This is a genomic window from Bartonella sp. CL71SXKL (assembly GCF_042194935.1).
GTDB lineage: Bacteria > Pseudomonadota > Alphaproteobacteria > Rhizobiales > Rhizobiaceae > Bartonella.
Map to the genome: position 1 here is coordinate 84,714 of NZ_JBHINI010000001.1, position 18,074 is coordinate 102,787.

Annotated in this window: 15 protein-coding genes and 1 tRNA gene; 6 read left to right on the forward strand and 10 right to left on the reverse strand. The window is 38.1% G+C overall.

Annotated features, from left to right (window positions below; translation table 11 throughout):
• Positions 1-119: 119 nt before the first annotated feature.
• The 3 genes from rpsA to aroA all read right to left on the reverse strand — a co-directional run bounded on the left by rpsA (position 120) and on the right by aroA (position 3,926).
• A complete protein-coding gene (rpsA, locus tag ACFILA_RS00315; RefSeq protein WP_026500132.1) occupies positions 120-1,820 on the reverse strand; it encodes a 30S ribosomal protein S1 in 1,701 nt (566 codons plus the stop codon).
• A gap of 133 nt (positions 1,821-1,953) precedes the next feature.
• The gene (cmk, locus tag ACFILA_RS00320; RefSeq protein WP_375617510.1) at positions 1,954-2,601 is read right to left on the reverse strand and encodes a (d)CMP kinase; all 648 of its coding nucleotides are present in this window, start codon (positions 2,599-2,601) and stop codon (positions 1,954-1,956) included.
• Positions 2,598-3,926 (reverse strand): 3-phosphoshikimate 1-carboxyvinyltransferase, encoded by a 1,329-nt coding sequence (gene aroA / locus ACFILA_RS00325; RefSeq protein WP_375660461.1) that lies wholly within the window; start codon positions 3,924-3,926, stop codon positions 2,598-2,600. Before aroA ends, cmk begins: the two co-directional genes overlap by 4 nt.
• Positions 3,927-4,113: 187 nt before the next feature.
• Here aroA and ACFILA_RS00330 point away from each other — a divergent pair, with 187 nt between their 5' ends.
• Both ACFILA_RS00330 and ACFILA_RS00335 read left to right on the forward strand, forming a co-directional pair.
• Entirely contained in the window at positions 4,114-4,494 is a 381-nt protein-coding gene (locus tag ACFILA_RS00330; RefSeq protein ID WP_273790244.1) for a TIGR02300 family protein, read from the forward strand.
• 117 nt (positions 4,495-4,611) lie between these two features.
• Positions 4,612-4,687 (forward strand) — tRNA-Ala (locus tag ACFILA_RS00335).
• Positions 4,688-6,166: 1,479 nt separating this feature from the next.
• Here the strand turns inward: ACFILA_RS00335 and ACFILA_RS00340 are convergent.
• The 3 genes from ACFILA_RS00340 to ACFILA_RS00350 form a co-directional block, all read right to left on the reverse strand.
• Positions 6,167-6,289, reverse strand: a complete 123-nt coding sequence (locus ACFILA_RS00340; RefSeq protein ID WP_375630550.1) for a hypothetical protein — start codon at positions 6,287-6,289, stop codon at positions 6,167-6,169.
• Entirely contained in the window at positions 6,280-6,867 is a 588-nt protein-coding gene (locus ACFILA_RS00345) for a hypothetical protein (RefSeq protein ID WP_273790243.1), read from the reverse strand. Before ACFILA_RS00345 ends, ACFILA_RS00340 begins: the two co-directional genes overlap by 10 nt.
• Positions 6,868-6,978: 111 nt before the next feature.
• The gene (locus ACFILA_RS00350) at positions 6,979-8,160 is read right to left on the reverse strand and encodes a DNA recombination protein RmuC (RefSeq protein WP_375660462.1); all 1,182 of its coding nucleotides are present in this window, start codon (positions 8,158-8,160) and stop codon (positions 6,979-6,981) included.
• Positions 8,161-8,256: 96 nt separating this feature from the next.
• On the opposite strand from ACFILA_RS00350, the gene def reads away from it, so the two are divergent.
• Genes def through truA form a run of 3 tightly spaced genes read left to right on the forward strand, consistent with a single transcriptional unit; the run spans position 8,257 to position 10,467 of the window.
• Complete coding sequence (gene def / locus ACFILA_RS00355; protein WP_273790310.1) at positions 8,257-8,793, forward strand: peptide deformylase; 537 nt, start codon at positions 8,257-8,259, stop codon at positions 8,791-8,793.
• A complete protein-coding gene (gene fmt, locus ACFILA_RS00360) occupies positions 8,793-9,722 on the forward strand; it encodes a methionyl-tRNA formyltransferase (RefSeq protein ID WP_375637218.1) in 930 nt (309 codons plus the stop codon). Before def ends, fmt begins: the two co-directional genes overlap by 1 nt.
• A 1-nt stretch (position 9,723) precedes the next feature.
• Positions 9,724-10,467, forward strand: a complete 744-nt coding sequence (truA, locus tag ACFILA_RS00365) for a tRNA pseudouridine(38-40) synthase TruA (protein WP_375630555.1) — start codon at positions 9,724-9,726, stop codon at positions 10,465-10,467.
• 32 nt (positions 10,468-10,499) lie between these two features.
• Here truA and ACFILA_RS00370 read toward each other — a convergent pair whose 3' ends face one another.
• Complete coding sequence (locus ACFILA_RS00370; RefSeq protein ID WP_375630557.1) at positions 10,500-11,363, reverse strand: LOG family protein; 864 nt, start codon at positions 11,361-11,363, stop codon at positions 10,500-10,502.
• Between the two features lie 106 nt (positions 11,364-11,469).
• On the opposite strand from ACFILA_RS00370, the gene dapD reads away from it, so the two are divergent.
• Positions 11,470-12,318, forward strand: coding sequence for a 2,3,4,5-tetrahydropyridine-2,6-dicarboxylate N-succinyltransferase (gene dapD / locus ACFILA_RS00375; RefSeq protein ID WP_375630559.1), 849 nt, complete (start codon positions 11,470-11,472; stop codon positions 12,316-12,318).
• 517 nt (positions 12,319-12,835) lie between these two features.
• Here the strand turns inward: dapD and lepA are convergent.
• From lepA to argB, 3 genes are all read right to left on the reverse strand, one after another.
• Positions 12,836-14,641, reverse strand: a complete 1,806-nt coding sequence (gene lepA, locus ACFILA_RS00380; RefSeq protein ID WP_375660463.1) for a translation elongation factor 4 — start codon at positions 14,639-14,641, stop codon at positions 12,836-12,838.
• 1,424 nt (positions 14,642-16,065) lie between these two features.
• Complete coding sequence (locus tag ACFILA_RS00385; RefSeq protein WP_375660464.1) at positions 16,066-16,977, reverse strand: DMT family transporter; 912 nt, start codon at positions 16,975-16,977, stop codon at positions 16,066-16,068.
• Positions 16,978-17,009: 32 nt separating this feature from the next.
• Complete coding sequence (gene argB, locus ACFILA_RS00390; protein WP_273790235.1) at positions 17,010-17,915, reverse strand: acetylglutamate kinase; 906 nt, start codon at positions 17,913-17,915, stop codon at positions 17,010-17,012.
• Positions 17,916-18,074 lie beyond the last annotated feature (159 nt).

An 18,074-nucleotide genomic window follows, 5' to 3' on the forward strand; every position in this document is an offset into this window, starting at 1 on the left:
AGCATTTATAATTTTTGTTTCAATAATTTAAAAATAAGCAGACAATTTCTTTAGAAAATAAAAAGGTCACTCCTAAAATGAGTGACCTTAATAATAACACTAACTTTAATGATTGATGATTAATCTTGTTCTTGTTTTTTCAAAGCTGCACCAAGAATATCACCAAGAGAAGCACCTGAATCTGTAGAACCATATTGTGCAACAGCTTCTTTTTCCTCTGCAATTTCTAAAGCTTTAATCGATACTGAAATTTTACGTGTTTTTTTATCAAATGCTGTGATGCGAGCATCAACCTTTTGCCCAATTGCGAAACGCTCAGGACGTTGCTCATCACGATCACGCGCGAGATCAGCACGCCGAATGGTTGTCTCAAGGTTGTGATCAATCAATTTCACACCAATGTCATTGTCGTTAACAGCAATCACTTCGCATGTTACAACAGCACCTTTTCGCAATTCGCCAGAAGCAGCTGCTTCTCCAACTTTATCGCTGGAAAGCTGCTTAATTCCAAGAGAAATGCGCTCTTTTTCAATGTCAACATCAAGGACCACAGCCTTAACGATATCGCCTTTATTATAAGTATCAATAACTTGTTCACCAGGACGGTTCCAATCAAGATCAGACAAATGAACCATACCGTCAACATCGCCTTCAAGCCCAATAAACAGACCAAATTCTGTTTTATTTTTAACCTCTCCTTCAATTTGCGAATTGACAGGAAATTTATTGGCAAAAGCTTCCCATGGATTTTCAAATGTTTGCTTTAAGCCAAGAGAAATACGCCGTTTAGAAGGATCAATCTCAAGAACAACCACTTCTACTTCTTGTGATGTAGACAGAATTTTTCCAGGATGAACATTTTTCTTTGTCCAGCTCATTTCAGAAACATGGATCAGCCCTTCGATTCCTGGTTCAATTTCAACAAAACCACCGTAATCAGTAATGTTGGTAACAGCACCCGTAATTTTTTTACCAATCGGATACCGGACACTGATGCTTTCCCAAGGATCACTTTCAAGCTGTTTCATTCCAAGAGAAATACGGTGCGTGTCTTGATTAATGCGAATAATCTGAACTTTAATCGTTTGGCCAATTGTGAGCACCTCAGATGGGTGATTAACACGCCGCCATGCCATATCTGTAACGTGCAAGAGACCATCAATCCCACCAAGATCAACAAAGGCACCATAATCTGTAATATTTTTCACCACACCTTCAACGATTTGGTTTTCTTCAAGATTTTGTACGATTTCTGAACGTTGCTCAGCGCGACTTTCTTCTAAGACAGTGCGACGTGAAACCACAATATTGCCACGACGACGATCCATCTTCAAAATTTCAAAGGACTGTGAATTATGCATGAGGGGTGAAACATCACGAATGGGACGAATATCAACTTGGCTGCGAGGCAAGAAAGCAACGGCACCATCAAGATCGACTGTAAAACCACCTTTTACTTGGCTAAAGATCACTCCATCAACGCGTGCACCAGCATTGAATTTTTCCTCCAAACGGACCCAACTTTCTTCGCGCCGTGCTTTTTCACGCGATAAAACAGCTTCACCCATCGCATTTTCAATGCGTTCAATGTAAACCTCAACTTCATCGCCAACTTGCAAAGAACCATCTTTTGCTTTAGCTCCAAATTCTTTGAGAGGAATACGTCCTTCAACTTTAAGACCAGCATCAATAATGGCCATGTCTTTTTCGATTGCAATAACACGACCTTTAACAACAGATCCTTCATTAAGATCATTAGTTTGAAAAGATTCTGTTAAAAGGGCTTCAAAATCCGCTGTTGTGGGATTGTATTGTGACATAAGAACTCCTAATATATACCTTGTATTATAAGGTATGAGCGCTGGGTTAGTGTTAACATAAGCAACTTCTTAGCCTTTTTCCTTGAATAAAGGAAAAAAAGTTAGCGCTAGGCTGGAAGTTACCTTAACGAATTTATCCAATTATATGCATTTTTATGATTGGATCAATAAAACTGCATGCAACTTCAAATGTTGCTTCTATACTCAATTCTGACGTATCAAGCAAGTGGGCGTTTTTTGCTGGTTTTAATGGACTTTGTTTGCGCGTTATATCGCGACTGTCGCGCTGTTCAAGTTGAGCTAGGATTTCATGATAATTTGCTTGAACACCTTTTTTTAAAATCTCTTGGTAGCGACGTTTGGCGCGTGTTTGGACATTGGCTAGAATATAAAACTTGATATCGGCATCAGGACAAACAATAGTTCCGATATCACGCCCATCAAGCACACAGCCGGGCAAAACTTTAGCAAAGTTGCGTTGTTTTTCGACAAGAATTTTGCGTACAGCAGGATTAATTGCTATTTTTGAAGCCGCTTCACCAAGTTCATGAGAAGAAAGAAGAGAAGGATTTAAGGTATTAAAATCAAGTTCTTTAGCATAAATAATAGCATTTTTTTCATCATTAAGAGCTAAATTTTGTTGTAAAAGCGTATGAGCAACACTACGATAAGTAAGACCAGTATCGAGATGGCGAAGGCGATAATGTGCAGCAATTTTGCGTGCTAAGGTTCCTTTGCCTGAGGCTGCAGGTCCATCAATGGCGATAACAAAAGGCTTCAAGCGATTTTTCCCCCAAGTTGTTTTATAAAAGGAATAAATTCTGGAAAGCTCGTAGCGATCATTCGTTTATCATCAATAGTAACAGGTTTTTCTGATACAAGCCCAAAAATGAGAAAACACATAGCAATTCGATGATCAAGATGTGTGGAGACATGTCCACCACCCAAACCTTTGGCAGAACCTTTTCCATAAACAATAAGAAAATCTTGACCTTCTTCACAGTCTACGCAATTAATTTTGAGTCCTTGAGCAACAGCAGACAGTCGATCTGATTCTTTTACACGCAACTCTTCAATTCCTAGCATTACTGTTTTGCCTTCTGCAAAGGCTGCTGCTACTGCCAAAGCAGGATATTCATCAATCATCGATGGAGCACGTTCTTTGGGCACCGTAACGCCTCTAAGGACCGATGATTTTATTCGTAGATCAGCAACATCCTCTCCACCTGTTTGACGTCGGTTCAAAAATTCAATTTGAGCACCCATTTCCCACAATGTTTCGATAAGTCCTATTCGAGAGTTATTTATCAAAACATTTTCAATGGTGATATCAGAGTCTTCTACAAGAAGGGCTGCGATAATTGGAAAAGCAGCAGAAGAAGGATCCCCCGGAATATGAATCGTTTGCCCAGTAAGATGGGGTTGACCATTAAGGTGAATCAAACGCGCACCTTCGTTATCTTTTTCTATTTCAAGTTGCGCACCGAATGCTTTTAACATTTTTTCCGTATGATCTCGTGTCAGAACTGGTTCAATAACAGTTGTAATGCCGGCGGTATTGAGTCCAGCAAGCAGGATTGCTGATTTAATTTGGGAGGAAGCTATTGGAATACGGTAACGAATCGGATTAGCCATTTTCGGACCATAAAGCGTTAAAGGAAGATGATCGTCGCGCGTTGCCTCAATTTCAACCCCCATGAGACGCAGTGGATCAAGGATACGTCCCATTGGACGTTTAGAGAGAGAAGCATCACCAATAAAGGTTGTTTTCATATGATACGGACCAACCATTCCCATAACCAAACGAGCACCTGTTCCAGCGTTTCCAAAGTCTAAAGGTTTTTGTGCAGCTAAAAGGCAACCATTCCCTGTTCCTCGTATGATCCAGAAGTCATCTTTTTTAATAATACAGGCACCCATAGCTTGCATAGCAGCAGCTGTATTGAGTACATCAGCGCTTTCAAGTAATCCATGAATATATGTCTCACCACTTGCTAATCCTCCCAATATAAGAGAGCGGTGAGAGATTGATTTATCTCCTGGTATTTGAATTTTTCCAGAGAGACTACTCGATTTATAGGTGGTTATAGGGATTGCTTTTTGCATGGAAATTCTATTTAATTCTATCTAACTTTTATGAAATTGTGCATCCTTTAGCACATGCTTTAAAAGACGTCATGAAAAAATCACTGTGGAACAGTGTATTTATCTTTGACAAAGGTATTATTTTTCGATTAAGCACCATAAAATTTATCTTTTAATGGAATAATAGTTAATCAAAGAGGCACGGTTTATGGCAAAACAAGAACTTGGAACTAAACGTGTTGATCCAGAAACAGGAAAAAAATTTTACGATCTAAATCGCGATCCTATTGTGTCGCCCTATACAGGAATTTCTTATCCGCGTTCTTACTTTGAAGTTGCAGCAGCTGAAGCAAACAATGAGGAAGAAGTTGATACTGAAGAGCTTGATACAGCACTTGAAAAATCTGCTTTTATGCTTCTTGAAGAGGATGATGAGGATTCTAAAGATGACGATCTTCCTGATTTAGAAGATAGTGATGTAGATCTTGGTGATGATGATGATACATTTTTATCTCATGATGGTGACGATGAAGATGATGACGTTACTAATATTCTCGGAGGCGGTGTTTCTAATGATGACGATGCTTAAGAGAAATAAAAAAGGACATCTTTTCCATTGAATGTAAATTCTTCTTGATCTTCAACTTTGATCGTTCTAGAAAAGTTGGAATTGTATACTGTCCTTTTGGAAAAATTTGTTTTTATAGGGGCTATAGCTCAGCTGGGAGAGCGCTTGCATGGCATGCAAGAGGTCAGCGGTTCGATCCCGCTTAGCTCCACCAAAAGGACAAACTGTTCTATCAAGGGAATCAATTATAATAAAGGATGTGTACATCAATTTAAAAGGTTTATTTGCTATTTAATCATAATTCCAATAGCGCTTGTTCCTTGCATTTTAATGATATTATAATACGTTTTTAATCATTTGTTGGATTATAAAATTTTACTGTTGCAACCGTGAAAGTAGATAATTCTTTTATGTTTTGCACAGAAATAGAAAATGTGCTGTTTAACCTACGCCTTGTCTTCAAGGACAAAGTTTGAATTTCCTTTACCACAATATTTCCACAAAATCATAATATGTTGGCTACCGATATCTTTTTAAAAGGTATGAAGTGCTTAAACAAAGAGTAGAGAATAAAATATTAAAATATACTTCTCAATTATTGAAAATTAGAGCTTTTTTTGAGTATTTTTAATCTGATCAGATGTCCTGCCAAAAAAATTACTCACTTTGATTAGCATCTACCTGCTCAATACTAAGGTATATTAACGCTTAAATAATATATTGAATCAATTGTTTTTTTCCTTGTGCATCACAAGAAAGGTTGAGGTGTGAGAGCAAAGTAGCGCCATCATTATTGTGCTAATTCCCAATGTTGGCGATAATTCTTACATTTTAGAATGTTCATAAAAAACATTTTTAGTCTTTTCTTTCACAGTTTTTATCCACATGCCAATTGCGCTTGTTATGTGCAAACCAATGGTTTTATTGATTCAACCTCAAGAGATCTGAAACGATAAAACCCTACGTCATTCGAAATTCTTACTTTAATATGAATAACGATATATTATCTTTATAAATCAATATGCTTAAACAATTTAAGAAAAAGAATAAAAATGCTTCTCATAAATATTCTCAAATGCAAAAGCTATCACAACATTGGAGACTGACTTGTTACTTCATAGGCGCTACAAATCTTTCTCTGAATACTCCCTACCCTGAATATTCATTGTGTGTAAAGTTGCATATACCTTATCATCCTATAAACGATAGTGTTTTTACAATACAATAAGATAACGTCTTTCAATTAAAATGGACTGGATGGACGAGTATGTTTTATTTCATACAATACTAAATATACTTAGTTCTTTTGAGGACTGTAGCGCCCTCTTTATACAAAACAACGTTTTTTCGTTTAATGCATTTCTCGTTTTTTTATATTGAATATTTTACCCTTTTTATGATGCCCGAATTGCATTTGTTTTAATTGCTATTTTATACGCTTAACAAAGAAAATATTCATATAATAATCAGCCAGTAATACGCATAATGAAAATAAAAAATGATATTATATTTTAAAATTTTTCTTCAATAACCTCTAGTACTTAGCCCAATGCGAAATGCCAGCGCTAAATAGAAGATAGTTTCCATTGTAAATTTTTTAAACAAAGGAGGTAAAAATGTCGAGAGTATCTTCAAATATATTGTGTATTGCAAAAGCTTTCTGTTACTTGAGTTTATTCTAAAAAATAACAATTTATTTCATTGAATGATCAGAAAAACGAGACAGCCTTGTCGTATCATAAAAAATTTTTCCCTCAAATGATTTTACCACATCAATTCCCTGATTGAGATTTTCAAAAATCTTCCCTAATGCCATCCACATCTTTTTAATTGCTGTTCATAGAGCCTCGATATCCTTGCCATGCGCTGTGCTGCCTGTGAGAGTGCCGTAGTGGCATGCCCGCCACTACGCGCATAAGCACCATGTCCCATATGATAATTTAAATAAAGGCTATATGCATCATCAAATCTCACCCCATTGCGTTGAACACTTTGGCGATGATACCAAGCAACAAAATCAGCAGCATCTGCGAAATTCGTACGCCATGCAAAAGACTTTCCTGTCGAGCGAAGATACATTGCCCATGTACTGTCAAGCGCTTGAGCATAACCATAAGCTGTCGACCGACGCTTCCATGGGATAAAACCAAGTAGTTTTTTGCGTGGAGGACGTGCATTGTGACGAAAGCTCGATTCCATCTTAATGGTTGCAAGAATGATAGGCATAGGAATTCCATAGCGCATTTCCGCTCTTTGAGACACTTTACCCCAATTGTCAAAAAAACCATTTTTTTGTGCCAAAATAGCACAAGCATTATTTGTGTGGATGGGAGTGGTTGTTGCACATCCCTCTAGCAAAAACACCAGTGCCCCTAAAAACAAAAGGTGTCGCATATTCCTATTCCTCTCGTTTAAGAAATAAAACAAGATAGAGATACTAAAAAATGATTACCAATCAATAAAGAACATGATCTAACTTGTGATATTTAAGAAGCTTGCTTTGCTTTATTCCTCATCAGCAAAACGCAATGTTTGCGACTGAGCTAATGTTGTCATTTTTGTTGGTTCAGAGTAATTTTCTTTTAATTCAACAGTTTCAATGCGATTTGCCCGTTTCATAATTTTGGAGGACGATATCAAAATTCCCTCTATATCTTCACCTGCTTTGTGAAAGTGCTTCTGTAATGCGCGAACACGCATATCCATTCGTCCAAAATCTTCCATCAATTTTGCTACTTCTGATTGAATTAAATGCGCTTGTTCACGCATCCGCGCATCTTTCATAATGGTTTGTACCACTTGGACAGAGAGCATCAACAAAGATGGTGAAACAATAATCACATGAGCTCTATTGGATTTTTGTACCAATGCCTCAAAGTCCTCATAAATTGTTGCAAAAATCGATTCAGATGGCACGAAAAGGAAAGCAGTGTCATGAGTTTCTCCAGGAATCAAATATTTTTGTGCAATATCACGAATATGGACTTCCATATTGGTACGAAATTGGCGTTCTGCCTCTTGACGCTCTTGCGCTGATTCTGCCTTACGCATAGCATTCCAAGCCTCCAGAGGGAATTTAGCATCAACAACAAGAGAAGGGGCTTTATTGGGCATATGAATGAGACAATCTGGGCGCTTTCCATTAGAAAGAACGGCCTGAAAAGCATAAGCGTTTGTTGGTAAGGCATCGGCAATAATTGCTTCCATCCGCCCCTGACCGAAAGTACCACGTGTCTGCTTATTGCTTAAAATAGACTGTAACTGAACAACTTGTCCCGTAAGCGATTGAATATTATTTTGTGCCGCATCAATCACTGCTAAACGCTCTTGCAAACGATTCAAATTTTCATAAGTGGATTTAGTCTGTACCTGAAGTGTTTGGCCTAAGCTTGTTGTCATCCCATTGAGTTGCTCACTGAGTGATTTATTCAATTCAGCCTGCCGTTGACCAAAAATTTCCGCCATCGCTTGCATTCGCCCTTGCATTTCAGCTTGTGTTTTCAGCAAGGTAGCCATCTGCATTTGTGCCTCACGTGCGCGTTCAGCAATTTCATTTTCCAAAAATGCTTTTTTTCGATGAGAATGTATCAACATAAAAAATGCCAAACAGACAAGTATAAATAAAAGCAAAAGCACTAGTTTAGAAAAAAAATAACCAGCGAGTATGGAAAAAAACGAATCAAACATAAATTGTAATATAACGCTCTTATTGTAAAAAAACGCAAGAATCCGTTATTCAATATTGACCAATAACAAACCATTGATTAATCTCTACTTATGCCTATGCCAATGAGATCTTTAATTACTTTACCTGATCCGATTTTACGGGAAGTGTCCAAACCTGTTGAGCAGGTCGATTCATCTCTCCAAAAACTTGCAGATGACATGTTGGAAACCATGTATAATGCTAAGGGCGTTGGTCTTGCTGCTATTCAAATTGGTATACCGCTACGTATGTTGGTTATAGATGTCTCTGGAAATTCTGAAGATGAGCAGAAAAAACCACTTGTTATTATCAACCCTGAAATTTTATGGCTTTCAGATGAGCGTAATATTTACAAAGAAGGTTGTCTTTCTATTCCTGATTATTTTGCAGAGGTTGAACGTCCTAAACGCCTTCGTGTTCGCTATCAGAACCGTGAAGGAAAACAAACAGAAATTGAAGCAGACGATCTCTTGGCAACTTGCTTGCAGCATGAAATTGATCATTTAGATGGGCGCCTTTTTATTGATTACATTTCAAAGATCAAACGCGATATGGTGATACGAAAATTTAAAAAACGCGCAAAAGAAAAAAACATGCAGGAAGCAGTTTTGTAATGGCTTTACGATTAAGTTTTATGGGAACACCAGATTTTTCTGTTCCTATTTTACATGCTTTACTGGATGCAGGTCATGATGTTGTTGCTGTTTATAGTCAACCCCCTCGCCCAGCAGGACGTCGAGGGCTTAAATTAATCCCCTCCGCTGTTCACACCGTAGCAAAAGAGAAATCTATACCCATCTTTACACCTCAAACACTTAAAACAATCGAACAACAGGAGCAATTTGCAGCACTTTCTGTTGATGCTGCTATTGTGGTGGCTTATGGACTCCTTTTACCCAAAGCTATTCTCGAAACGCCGCGTTTTGGTTGTTTTAATGCCCACGCCTCACTCTTACCACGTTGGCGTGGTGCTGCGCCTATTCAACGAGCAATTATGGCTGGTGATAAAGAAACAGGTATCATGATCATGAAAATGGATGAAGGACTTGATACGGGGCCTATCGCTCTTTCTCGCTCCATCCCCATTACGGATAACACCACCACTGCTGAGCTTTCAAACAGACTTTCACATATTGGCGCAGAACTTATGGTAGAGACTTTATCCACTCTTGAAAAAGGACGACTTAAACTGACCCCACAATCAGAAGAAGGCATCACCTATGCCGCCAAAATTAGAAAAGAAGAGACCCGCATTGATTGGACAAAACCAGCAGAGTTTATTCATAGGCATATTCGCGCGCTCTCTCCCTCTCCTAGTTGCTGGTGCAATATGAATATCGGTGGACGAGAAGAACGTGTAAAAATTTTTGATAGTCGCTTAACAACAGGTCCTTCTCTTGAAATTGGACGGATAGAACCAGATTCTTTGATTATCCATTGTGGGCAAGGACGGATAGAAATAACCTCTCTCCAAAGATCTGGCGGTAAAATTCTTGATAGCGCAACCTTTTTGCGAGGTGCTCATATTTCTGCTGTTTTTTAAGATGCCACGTTTTAAACTCACTCTTGAATATGATGGTTCAAATTATGCTGGTTGGCAGCGTCAAGCAAAACTTCACACGATACAAGGAGCTCTTGAACAAGCGATTTTTTGCTTTAGTGGACAACAATTGACCATAACAACAGCAGGACGAACGGATGCGGGCGTACACGCTACCGGACAAGTTGCGCATGTTGATTTTGAAAAAAACTGGCTCTCCCATACTGTGCGAGATGCGCTCAATGCTCTTTTACGTAAACAAGGAGAGGCGATTTCAATCTTAAATGTAGAAAATGTCCCTGATGACTTTGATGCACGATTTTCCGCAACCAAACGCCATTATCTTTTCAAAATCCTCAATCGTCGCTCTCCACCAGCTTTAAATGCCAAACGCGTGTGGTGGTTGCCAAAGCCTCTTAATGCTGACGCCATGCATGAAGCTGCGCAAAAGCTTGTAGGACAACATGATTTTACAACTTTCCGTTCAGCACATTGCCAAGCCAAAAGCCCTATTCGCACCCTTGAACGCCTCGATATTCAAAGAGAAGGTGAAGAAATTTTTCTTTATGCACAAGCTCGTTCTTTTCTTCATCATCAAATCCGTTCATTCGCAGGAAGCCTCATGGAAGTGGGTATTGGACGTTGGACAGCTCAAGATCTCGAAGCAGCTCTTCATGCTAAAGATCGTAAACGTTGTGGTGTTGTTGCCCCCCCCTCAGGACTTTATTTAACCAAAGTAGAGTATTAATGATCCTTCAAGAGTGAGCGTCTCAAAAGTCGTTAAGGCAGTTTATAAAAAGAACGAATTTCTTCAAAAGCTTCTGCTGCTGTATTAACAAATTTCACAAAATTAACATCAGTAGGAGAGATTGTACCTTGTGCAGACAGATACTCAAAATTGATAGTATTGCTCCAAAATTCTTTGCCAAACAATAAAATTGGTACCTGTTTCATACGCCCTGTCTGTACTAAAGTTAACGTCTCAAACAGTTCATCCAGAGTCCCAAATCCGCCAGGGAAAATGGCTAGGGCTTTCGCTCGTACTAAAAAATGCATTTTGCGCATCCCCAAATAATGAAAATTGAAACACAAATGCGGCGACACATACGAATTAGGCTCTTGCTCATGTGGTAAAATAATATTCAAGCCAATCGTTGGGGCACCAACATCACAAGCACCACGATTTCCCGCCTCCATGATTCCTGGTCCGCCTCCCGTAACAACCACAAATTCACGATATTCTGTCGTAGCAGAATAAAGTGAGCACAAACGCGCAAACTCTCTTGCTTCATCGTAATAATGTGACATAGCATGCAAATTTTTCTTTTGTATTTCATTTTTTGCAGCCCACGCTGCTTGCCCAGGTTCAGGAATACGCGCACCACCAAACAAAACAACTGTTGATTGAATATCATATTCTTTAAGGGTTATTTCCGGCTTTAAAAATTCAAGACTAATACGTTGTGAGCGCAGCTCTGGACGCATCATAAAATCTTGATCGGTATAGGCTAAACGATAAGTAGACGAACGCATTTGTGCTGAATTAGAAACTTTATGTATTTGTTGTAGAGCATCCTTCGCATGGAGAAGTGGTGCCCAGTTTTCTTGCTCTGCTTTTCTTTTTTCTTTACAGCTTTTTTTCATACACCTGTCCTACTTCCTCATCGTTTTATTGACTGAACACATTTCTTCGCGTAGTTCATAGAGAATAAATCTTGAAGCTTTCAACTTGTTTAACGGAACTCTCGTCATGACCCATATCACACAACTTGAAATTATTATCGAACAAGCTTTTGACGATCGCGATTCTATCGATACTACCACAAAAGGCGAAATACGTGAGAGTGTTGAACATGCATTGAACCTTCTTGATAAAGGTGAAATTCGTGTTGCAGAACGACACAAAAATGGACAATGGCATGTTCATCAATGGTTGAAAAAAGCGGTTTTACTCTCTTTTCGGCTTAATCCTATGCAAATTATTACTGGTGGAATCAATGGGACACATTGGTGGGATAAAGTTCCTTCAAAATTCTCTGGTTGGCAAGAGGCAGATTTTAAAAGTGCTGATTTCCGTTCCGTTCCTGGAGCCATTGTACGTCATTCTGCTTACATTGCACCCAACGTTATATTGATGCCTTCCTTTGTCAATCTTGGTGCTTTTATCGATGAGGGCACAATGGTTGATACATGGACCACCGTTGGTTCTTGTGCACAAATTGGTAAACATGTCCATCTTTCTGGCGGTGTTGGTATTGGAGGTGTTTTGGAACCACTGCAAGCAAATCCAACAATCATTGAAGATCATTGCTTTATCGGTGCTCGCTCTGAAATTGTTGAAGGCTGTATTATCCGTGAAGGTGCTGTTTTGGGAATGGGAGTCTTTATTGGAAAATCAACAAAGATTATTGATCGTACAACAGGTGAAATTTTTATTGGTGAAGTACCAGCCTATTCAGTGGTTGTACCAGGTTCTCTCCCTGGAAAACCTTTACCAAATGGTGAAGCAGGACCTAGCCTTTATTGTGCTGTTATTGTAAAACGTGTTGATCAAAAAACACGAGAAAAAACATCCATTAATGATCTTTTACGTTCTTAGACACAAGATTAATGCATAATAATATTTCATCGTTTTTTAACTTGAATAATAACCTCGAATACAAGGATTCTCTCATTTCAAATCCTTTCATAGTGAATCAATCACTATCATTTCCTGCTCGTCTCATAAACACTGTTGGTGTATGGATAAGAAGCACTTTAAGAAAAGAATAAAAATGTCTTTAATGAATTTTCTCAAGCACCATGTGTCTTTATGACAATAAATATGGTTATGAGTTTTATGTCATTCACGGAAGCTTTACCGTTATACTTTCTACGCACGCTATCGTGAAATGAGGTCGAGTGTATTGAGAGATATTTATTAAAATACGTGCACAAATATGCAACACAAACGCATTTTGTTTAAAGCATTCTGTTTTACATGAGAAAGTGACACCTTTACGCAATACACAAAAACATGAAGCACGGCGCAATTCTATTTAAAGTGTCCTTTAAACACCTGAACCAATCGACAAAAGCAAAAGCGCAATCAATGAGAGAAAATACTCCTTTTTTCATTATTTGTTCATTTTGAGCGCTTGAATAAATGCTGATTGTGGAATTTCTACTTTTCCAAATTGGCGCATCCGCTTTTTGCCTTCTTTTTGCTTTTCCAAAAGTTTGCGCTTACGCGTAACATCACCCCCGTAACATTTCGCTGTTACATCTTTACGCAAAGCACGAATCGTTTCGCGCGCTATAACTTTACCACCAATAGCCGCTTGAACTGGAATCTGAAACATATGCTGGGGAATAAGATCTTTCAGTTTTTCACACATGGAACGCCCGCACTTTTCTGCAATCGTGCGGTGAACAAGCATCGATAATGCATCAATAGGCTCTCCATTCACCAAAATAGACATTTTAACTAAATCACCTTCTGCATAATCTGTCATTTGATAATCAAAAGAAGCATAACCCTTTGAGATTGATTTTAGCCGGTCATAAAAATCAAAAACAACTTCATTCAGTGGTAAATCATACGTTACCATAGCACGGGTTCCAACATAGGACAAACCAACCTGTACCCCGCGCCGCTCTTGGCATAGTTCTAAAATTGACCCAAGATAATTATCAGGAGTCATGATTGTCGCCCGAATCCACGGTTCTTCTATGGAAGAAATTTTAACCACATCAGGCATATCCGCTGGATTGTGCAACTCTTTAACAGAACCATCATTCATATTCATGCGATAAACAACCGAAGGTGCTGTCGCGATTAAATCCAAATTAAACTCACGCTCTAATCGCTCTTGAATAATTTCAAGATGCAGAAGTCCCAAAAATCCACAGCGAAAACCAAACCCCAAAGCCGCAGATGTTTCCATTTCAAAAGAAAAACTCGCATCATTTAAGCGTAATTTGCCCATGGCTGCACGCAAATCATCAAAATCGGCAGCATCAATTGGAAAAAGTCCACAAAAGACAACCGGTTGCGCAGGCTTAAAACCAGGTAAAGCATTTTCACAAGGACGGCGCTCTTCAGTAATCGTATCCCCAACCCGTGTATCTGCTACCTCTTTGATAGAAGCAGTGATAAAACCAATCTCGCCCGGTCCTAATTCATCAACCTGTACCATTTTAGGTGTAAAAACCCCAACGCGCTCAACTGGATATTTTGCTCCTGTACCCATCATACGAATGGTTTGGCCTTTTTTTAAAATACCATCTATCACCCGTACCAAAACAATAACACCAAGATATGCATCATACCAGCTATCAACCAACATTGCTTTCAAGGGATTTGCAACATCGCCTATATGTGGAGGTGGTAATTGTGCAACAATTGCCTCCAAAACATCAGGAACACCCAAACCTGTTTTTGCTGATATTTCTACTGCTTGAGATGTATCAATGCCTATTACATCTTCAATTTGTTCTTTAACACGCTCAGGTTCTGCTGCTGGAAGATCAACTTTATTGAGAACAACAACCAACTCATGGGAATTATCAATGGCTTGATAAACATTTGCTAACGTCTGCGCCTCTACGCCTTGGCTTGCATCCACCACCAACAGAGAACCTTCACAAGCTGCCAATGAACGCGAAACCTCATAAGCAAAATCCACATGACCAGGTGTATCCATAAGATTTAAAATATAGGTTTCACCATTCTTTGCCTTATAGTGTAAACGTACCGTTTGTGCTTTAATAGTAATTCCACGTTCACGCTCAATATCCATGGAATCGAGTACTTGTTCTTTCATCTCACGTGTATCAAGCCCACCTGTTATTTGAATCAAACGATCAGCTAAAGTTGATTTGCCGTGATCAATATGCGCCACGATGGAAAAATTACGAATATAATTACGATCTATTGTCATATAAGGCGATTTAGCAAAGAATAATACAAAACGCAAAGACCAATTATGTTCCGGCTTCTATCAAAATAATATAAACCTAAAAAGCTTCTCAAAACACAACTTTTTATAGCCTAAAAAATGATGCTTTTGTTTGCTAAATTAAATCCAAGGGTGCTAAAATGATCCTTTCACATCTTATTTGATAACTCATATGCTGTAGTAAGCCGGCACCATCACACACTTTGCCAGCCTCCAATATTACGACGATCCTTTACACTTGAAAAAGTTTATAAGAGATATGCCTTTCTTGTACAGTCTTTACCCACATGCCCCCCACCCACTTGTGATGTGTAAGCAAGTGATTTGGATTGATTTAACATGAAAATGATTTGAAGTGAGAAAATTTTACAGTATTCAGGGTTCTAATTCAATGTGAATAGTGCTATATTATAATTATAAATCAATGTATTATCATATTTATATGATGGGCGTGTATATCACTTAGGCTTGCAATAAAATTCGCAAGAAATGCTTTTTTATTTGTACGCAATAATCTTCTTTTTTAGTAATCTTATATAAAATAATATGAATATCGCGGGAGTTTCTTCTCAATTTTTAAAACTTTAGAAATATGCTCTATTGAGTCATGTTTTTATATAACTCCTTCCTTCCTCCATTAAGCATAAAGCACACCAATCCTCTTCGATTCATTGGATAACACATTGATTTATAATGATCGTTTATTGTTTTGCGATTTAAATTAAAACTCTGAATATCGCGAGCCTCTCTCATTTTAAATCTTCTCATAATGAATCAATAAATTTTTTGCTTCCCCATTATAAAACAGAGCTAGTGTATGGATAAAAACGTTTAAGAAATGAGTAAAAATGCCTCTCTCTTTCAAATGCCAAAGGCTATCATAATATTGAGAACTGATAAAGAAAATGCTAGTGCCCTTTATTTTAAGTAAAATGATGATGCTCTGTGGTTTTTCTATACTTCATGCGGACTGTCAATGAATATGATGTATATTGAGAAAATTATCTTTTAAAAAACGATTTAATGTACAACGTTATGGGGATACTTTGGGCGTTCTATTTTGCATGAGAAGCGTAACTCTATTAAAGGACAAAAGAAATAACGTGCGACAGTGCGTAATTCTCATTATTCAAAAACATTACCGTAGATGTTTTTGAAAGTTGTTAAAGCCAAATTTAAACATGATCGTAAAGATGAGCGTTAATTTTTACCTTTATATCACCTCATGCTTTGGCTCAATAAAGGTTGTCTTCCCGTTTCAGAAGTTAGGCAAACAGATACATGCAAAAGCTGGAATAACTTATAGAACTTCTTAATCATCTTAATATTAAAAAAGCTTCAAAAATGAAAACTCTACAAGAAAAAATCTCATGCAATAAAATCATAATAAAAAAATGTATAGCTAATCATTTTTTTTTAATTGCTTTATTTTTTTTACGCCATTGTGAAGGTTGTAATTCAGCCACAATTATCCCAATCAGAATAAGCAAACCGCCCAATAAAGCTAAGGGAGATAAATGTTCTCCAGCCAAACGCCCAACAATACCAGCCCATACCGGTTCACCTGCGTAAATGAGTGTCGCACGCGTAGGGGAAATAGACTTTTGTGCCCAATTCATAGCTAATTGAATGATGGCACTCATTAATGCCAATCCTATACCAATATTAAACCACACCCACGAAAATTCAGGGATGCTTTCACCCATCAAAGGCATACAAGCAAATGAAAAAAAACCACTAAAAAATAACTGAATAATGGTTACACGCCGACTATCAACCTTGTTCGCAAAAATTCCGATGAGTATGACTTCTCCAGCAATCGCTAAAGCGCCTAACAAAGTTAAAATTTCGCCTTTTGAAAAATCAAAATTTCCCGGCTTTTGCCCTGAAATAAATACAAGCCCAATAAAAGCGAAAATAATACCAATCCAACAAGCTAAACGGGGAGGTTTTTTAAAAACAATCCATTGCAAGATTGGAACCATCGGTACATAAAGCGCTGTGATAAAAGCTGACTGACTACTAATAATTGTTTGAAGTCCAGCTGCTTGAAAAGCATAACCAAAAAACATGGCTAAACCTATCGCCATCCCAGCGAAAACTTCATAAACAGTTATACCTTTTATAGAGCGCCAAAAAATTACCCCACATATAAGAGATGCAACAATAAAACGAAATCCAACAAAAAACAGAGGACCACTATAGCGTACCGCAATGTGAATGACTAAAAATGTAACGCCCCACAATATTGTCGCAGTAAATATTGCCAATTCTGGCTTACTTAATAAAGGATATTTAAACTGTTTTAGATTCACCATGAAAAACTTTCTCTTCCAATTTTCCCCACAATTTATGAAACAATAAGCGTTCCAACTCCCTGTTCGGTAAACAGCTCTAGTAAAACAGAATGAGGAGTTTTACCATTTAAAATGACAACACCTTCCACGCCATTTTGAAGGGCTTTTATACAAGTCTCTACTTTTGGAATCATGCCTCCTGAAATTGTCCCATTTTTAATAAATTTCTCAGCTTCAGAAACTGTCAATTCTTTTAAAAGTTTACCCTGGTTATCCAAAACACCAGGAACATCAGTGAGAAATAAAAGGCGTTTAGCCTCTAATGCACCAGCAATAGCTCCAGCAAAAATATCAGCATTAATATTATAAGTTTTACCATCGCGTCCTGGAGCCACAGGAGCAAGAACCGGTATCATTTCAGAACATGCTAAAAGATCTAGCAATGTGCGGTCAACTTCAACAGGCTCACCAACAAACCCCAAATCTAAAACACGTTCAATATGCGAATCAGGATCAATGACAGTTTTATAAGCCTTTTCGGCAAAAACCATATTGCCATCCTTGCCGCATAATCCTATTGCCCATTCTCCCTCAGCATTGATGAGAGCAACAATTTCTTTATTTATGGAACCCGCTAAAACCATTTCAACCACTTCAACGATCCGCTCATCGGTTACCCGTAATCCGTTTTCAAATCGCGATTCAATCCCCATTTTCATTAAAATTTCAGCAATTTGAGGCCCACCACCATGAACAACAACAGGATTAATCCCCGATTGCTTTAATAGAGCAATATCACGCGCAAATGCTCGCCCCAAAGCAGGATCACCCATAGCATGGCCGCCATATTTTACCACGACCGTTTCATTTTCATATTTTTGCATATAGGGTAAAGCAGACGATAAAAATGCTGCTTGTTTTTCCAAAACATCTACATCACCGTTTTTAGCATCATCCATCAATAGAGCCTCCTCATCACTTTTTACCATCTCTTAATGAAATTTAGGAAAAGTGAAAACAATAAAACCAAACTTTACTCTACCCACCCCCCTGAAAATCGTCAATTTTCCTCTAAATTACGAAAAAGGAATAGCGAAATGAAATACAAAAACTTCCTT

What these genes read in the sequence shown, in the direction of transcription:
- aroA (WP_375660461.1), bottom strand. Translation starts at nt 3,926, where the DNA reads ATGCAAAAAGCAATCCCTATAACCACCTATAAATCGAGTAGTCTCTCT.
- ACFILA_RS00385 (WP_375660464.1), bottom strand. Translation starts at nt 16,977, where the DNA reads ATGGTGAATCTAAAACAGTTTAAATATCCTTTATTAAGTAAGCCAGAA.
- def (WP_273790310.1), top strand. Translation starts at nt 8,257, where the DNA reads ATGCCAATGAGATCTTTAATTACTTTACCTGATCCGATTTTACGGGAA.
- truA (WP_375630555.1), top strand. Translation starts at nt 9,724, where the DNA reads ATGCCACGTTTTAAACTCACTCTTGAATATGATGGTTCAAATTATGCT.
- ACFILA_RS00370 (WP_375630557.1), bottom strand. Translation starts at nt 11,363, where the DNA reads ATGAAAAAAAGCTGTAAAGAAAAAAGAAAAGCAGAGCAAGAAAACTGG.
- ACFILA_RS00350 (WP_375660462.1), bottom strand. Translation starts at nt 8,160, where the DNA reads ATGTTTGATTCGTTTTTTTCCATACTCGCTGGTTATTTTTTTTCTAAA.
- lepA (WP_375660463.1), bottom strand. Translation starts at nt 14,641, where the DNA reads ATGACAATAGATCGTAATTATATTCGTAATTTTTCCATCGTGGCGCAT.
- dapD (WP_375630559.1), top strand. Translation starts at nt 11,470, where the DNA reads ATGACCCATATCACACAACTTGAAATTATTATCGAACAAGCTTTTGAC.
- argB (WP_273790235.1), bottom strand. Translation starts at nt 17,915, where the DNA reads ATGGATGATGCTAAAAACGGTGATGTAGATGTTTTGGAAAAACAAGCA.
- ACFILA_RS00340 (WP_375630550.1), bottom strand. Translation starts at nt 6,289, where the DNA reads ATGGCATTAGGGAAGATTTTTGAAAATCTCAATCAGGGAATTGATGTG.
- ACFILA_RS00345 (WP_273790243.1), bottom strand. Translation starts at nt 6,867, where the DNA reads ATGCGACACCTTTTGTTTTTAGGGGCACTGGTGTTTTTGCTAGAGGGA.
- rpsA (WP_026500132.1), bottom strand. Translation starts at nt 1,820, where the DNA reads ATGTCACAATACAATCCCACAACAGCGGATTTTGAAGCCCTTTTAACA.
- ACFILA_RS00330 (WP_273790244.1), top strand. Translation starts at nt 4,114, where the DNA reads ATGGCAAAACAAGAACTTGGAACTAAACGTGTTGATCCAGAAACAGGA.
- fmt (WP_375637218.1), top strand. Translation starts at nt 8,793, where the DNA reads ATGGCTTTACGATTAAGTTTTATGGGAACACCAGATTTTTCTGTTCCT.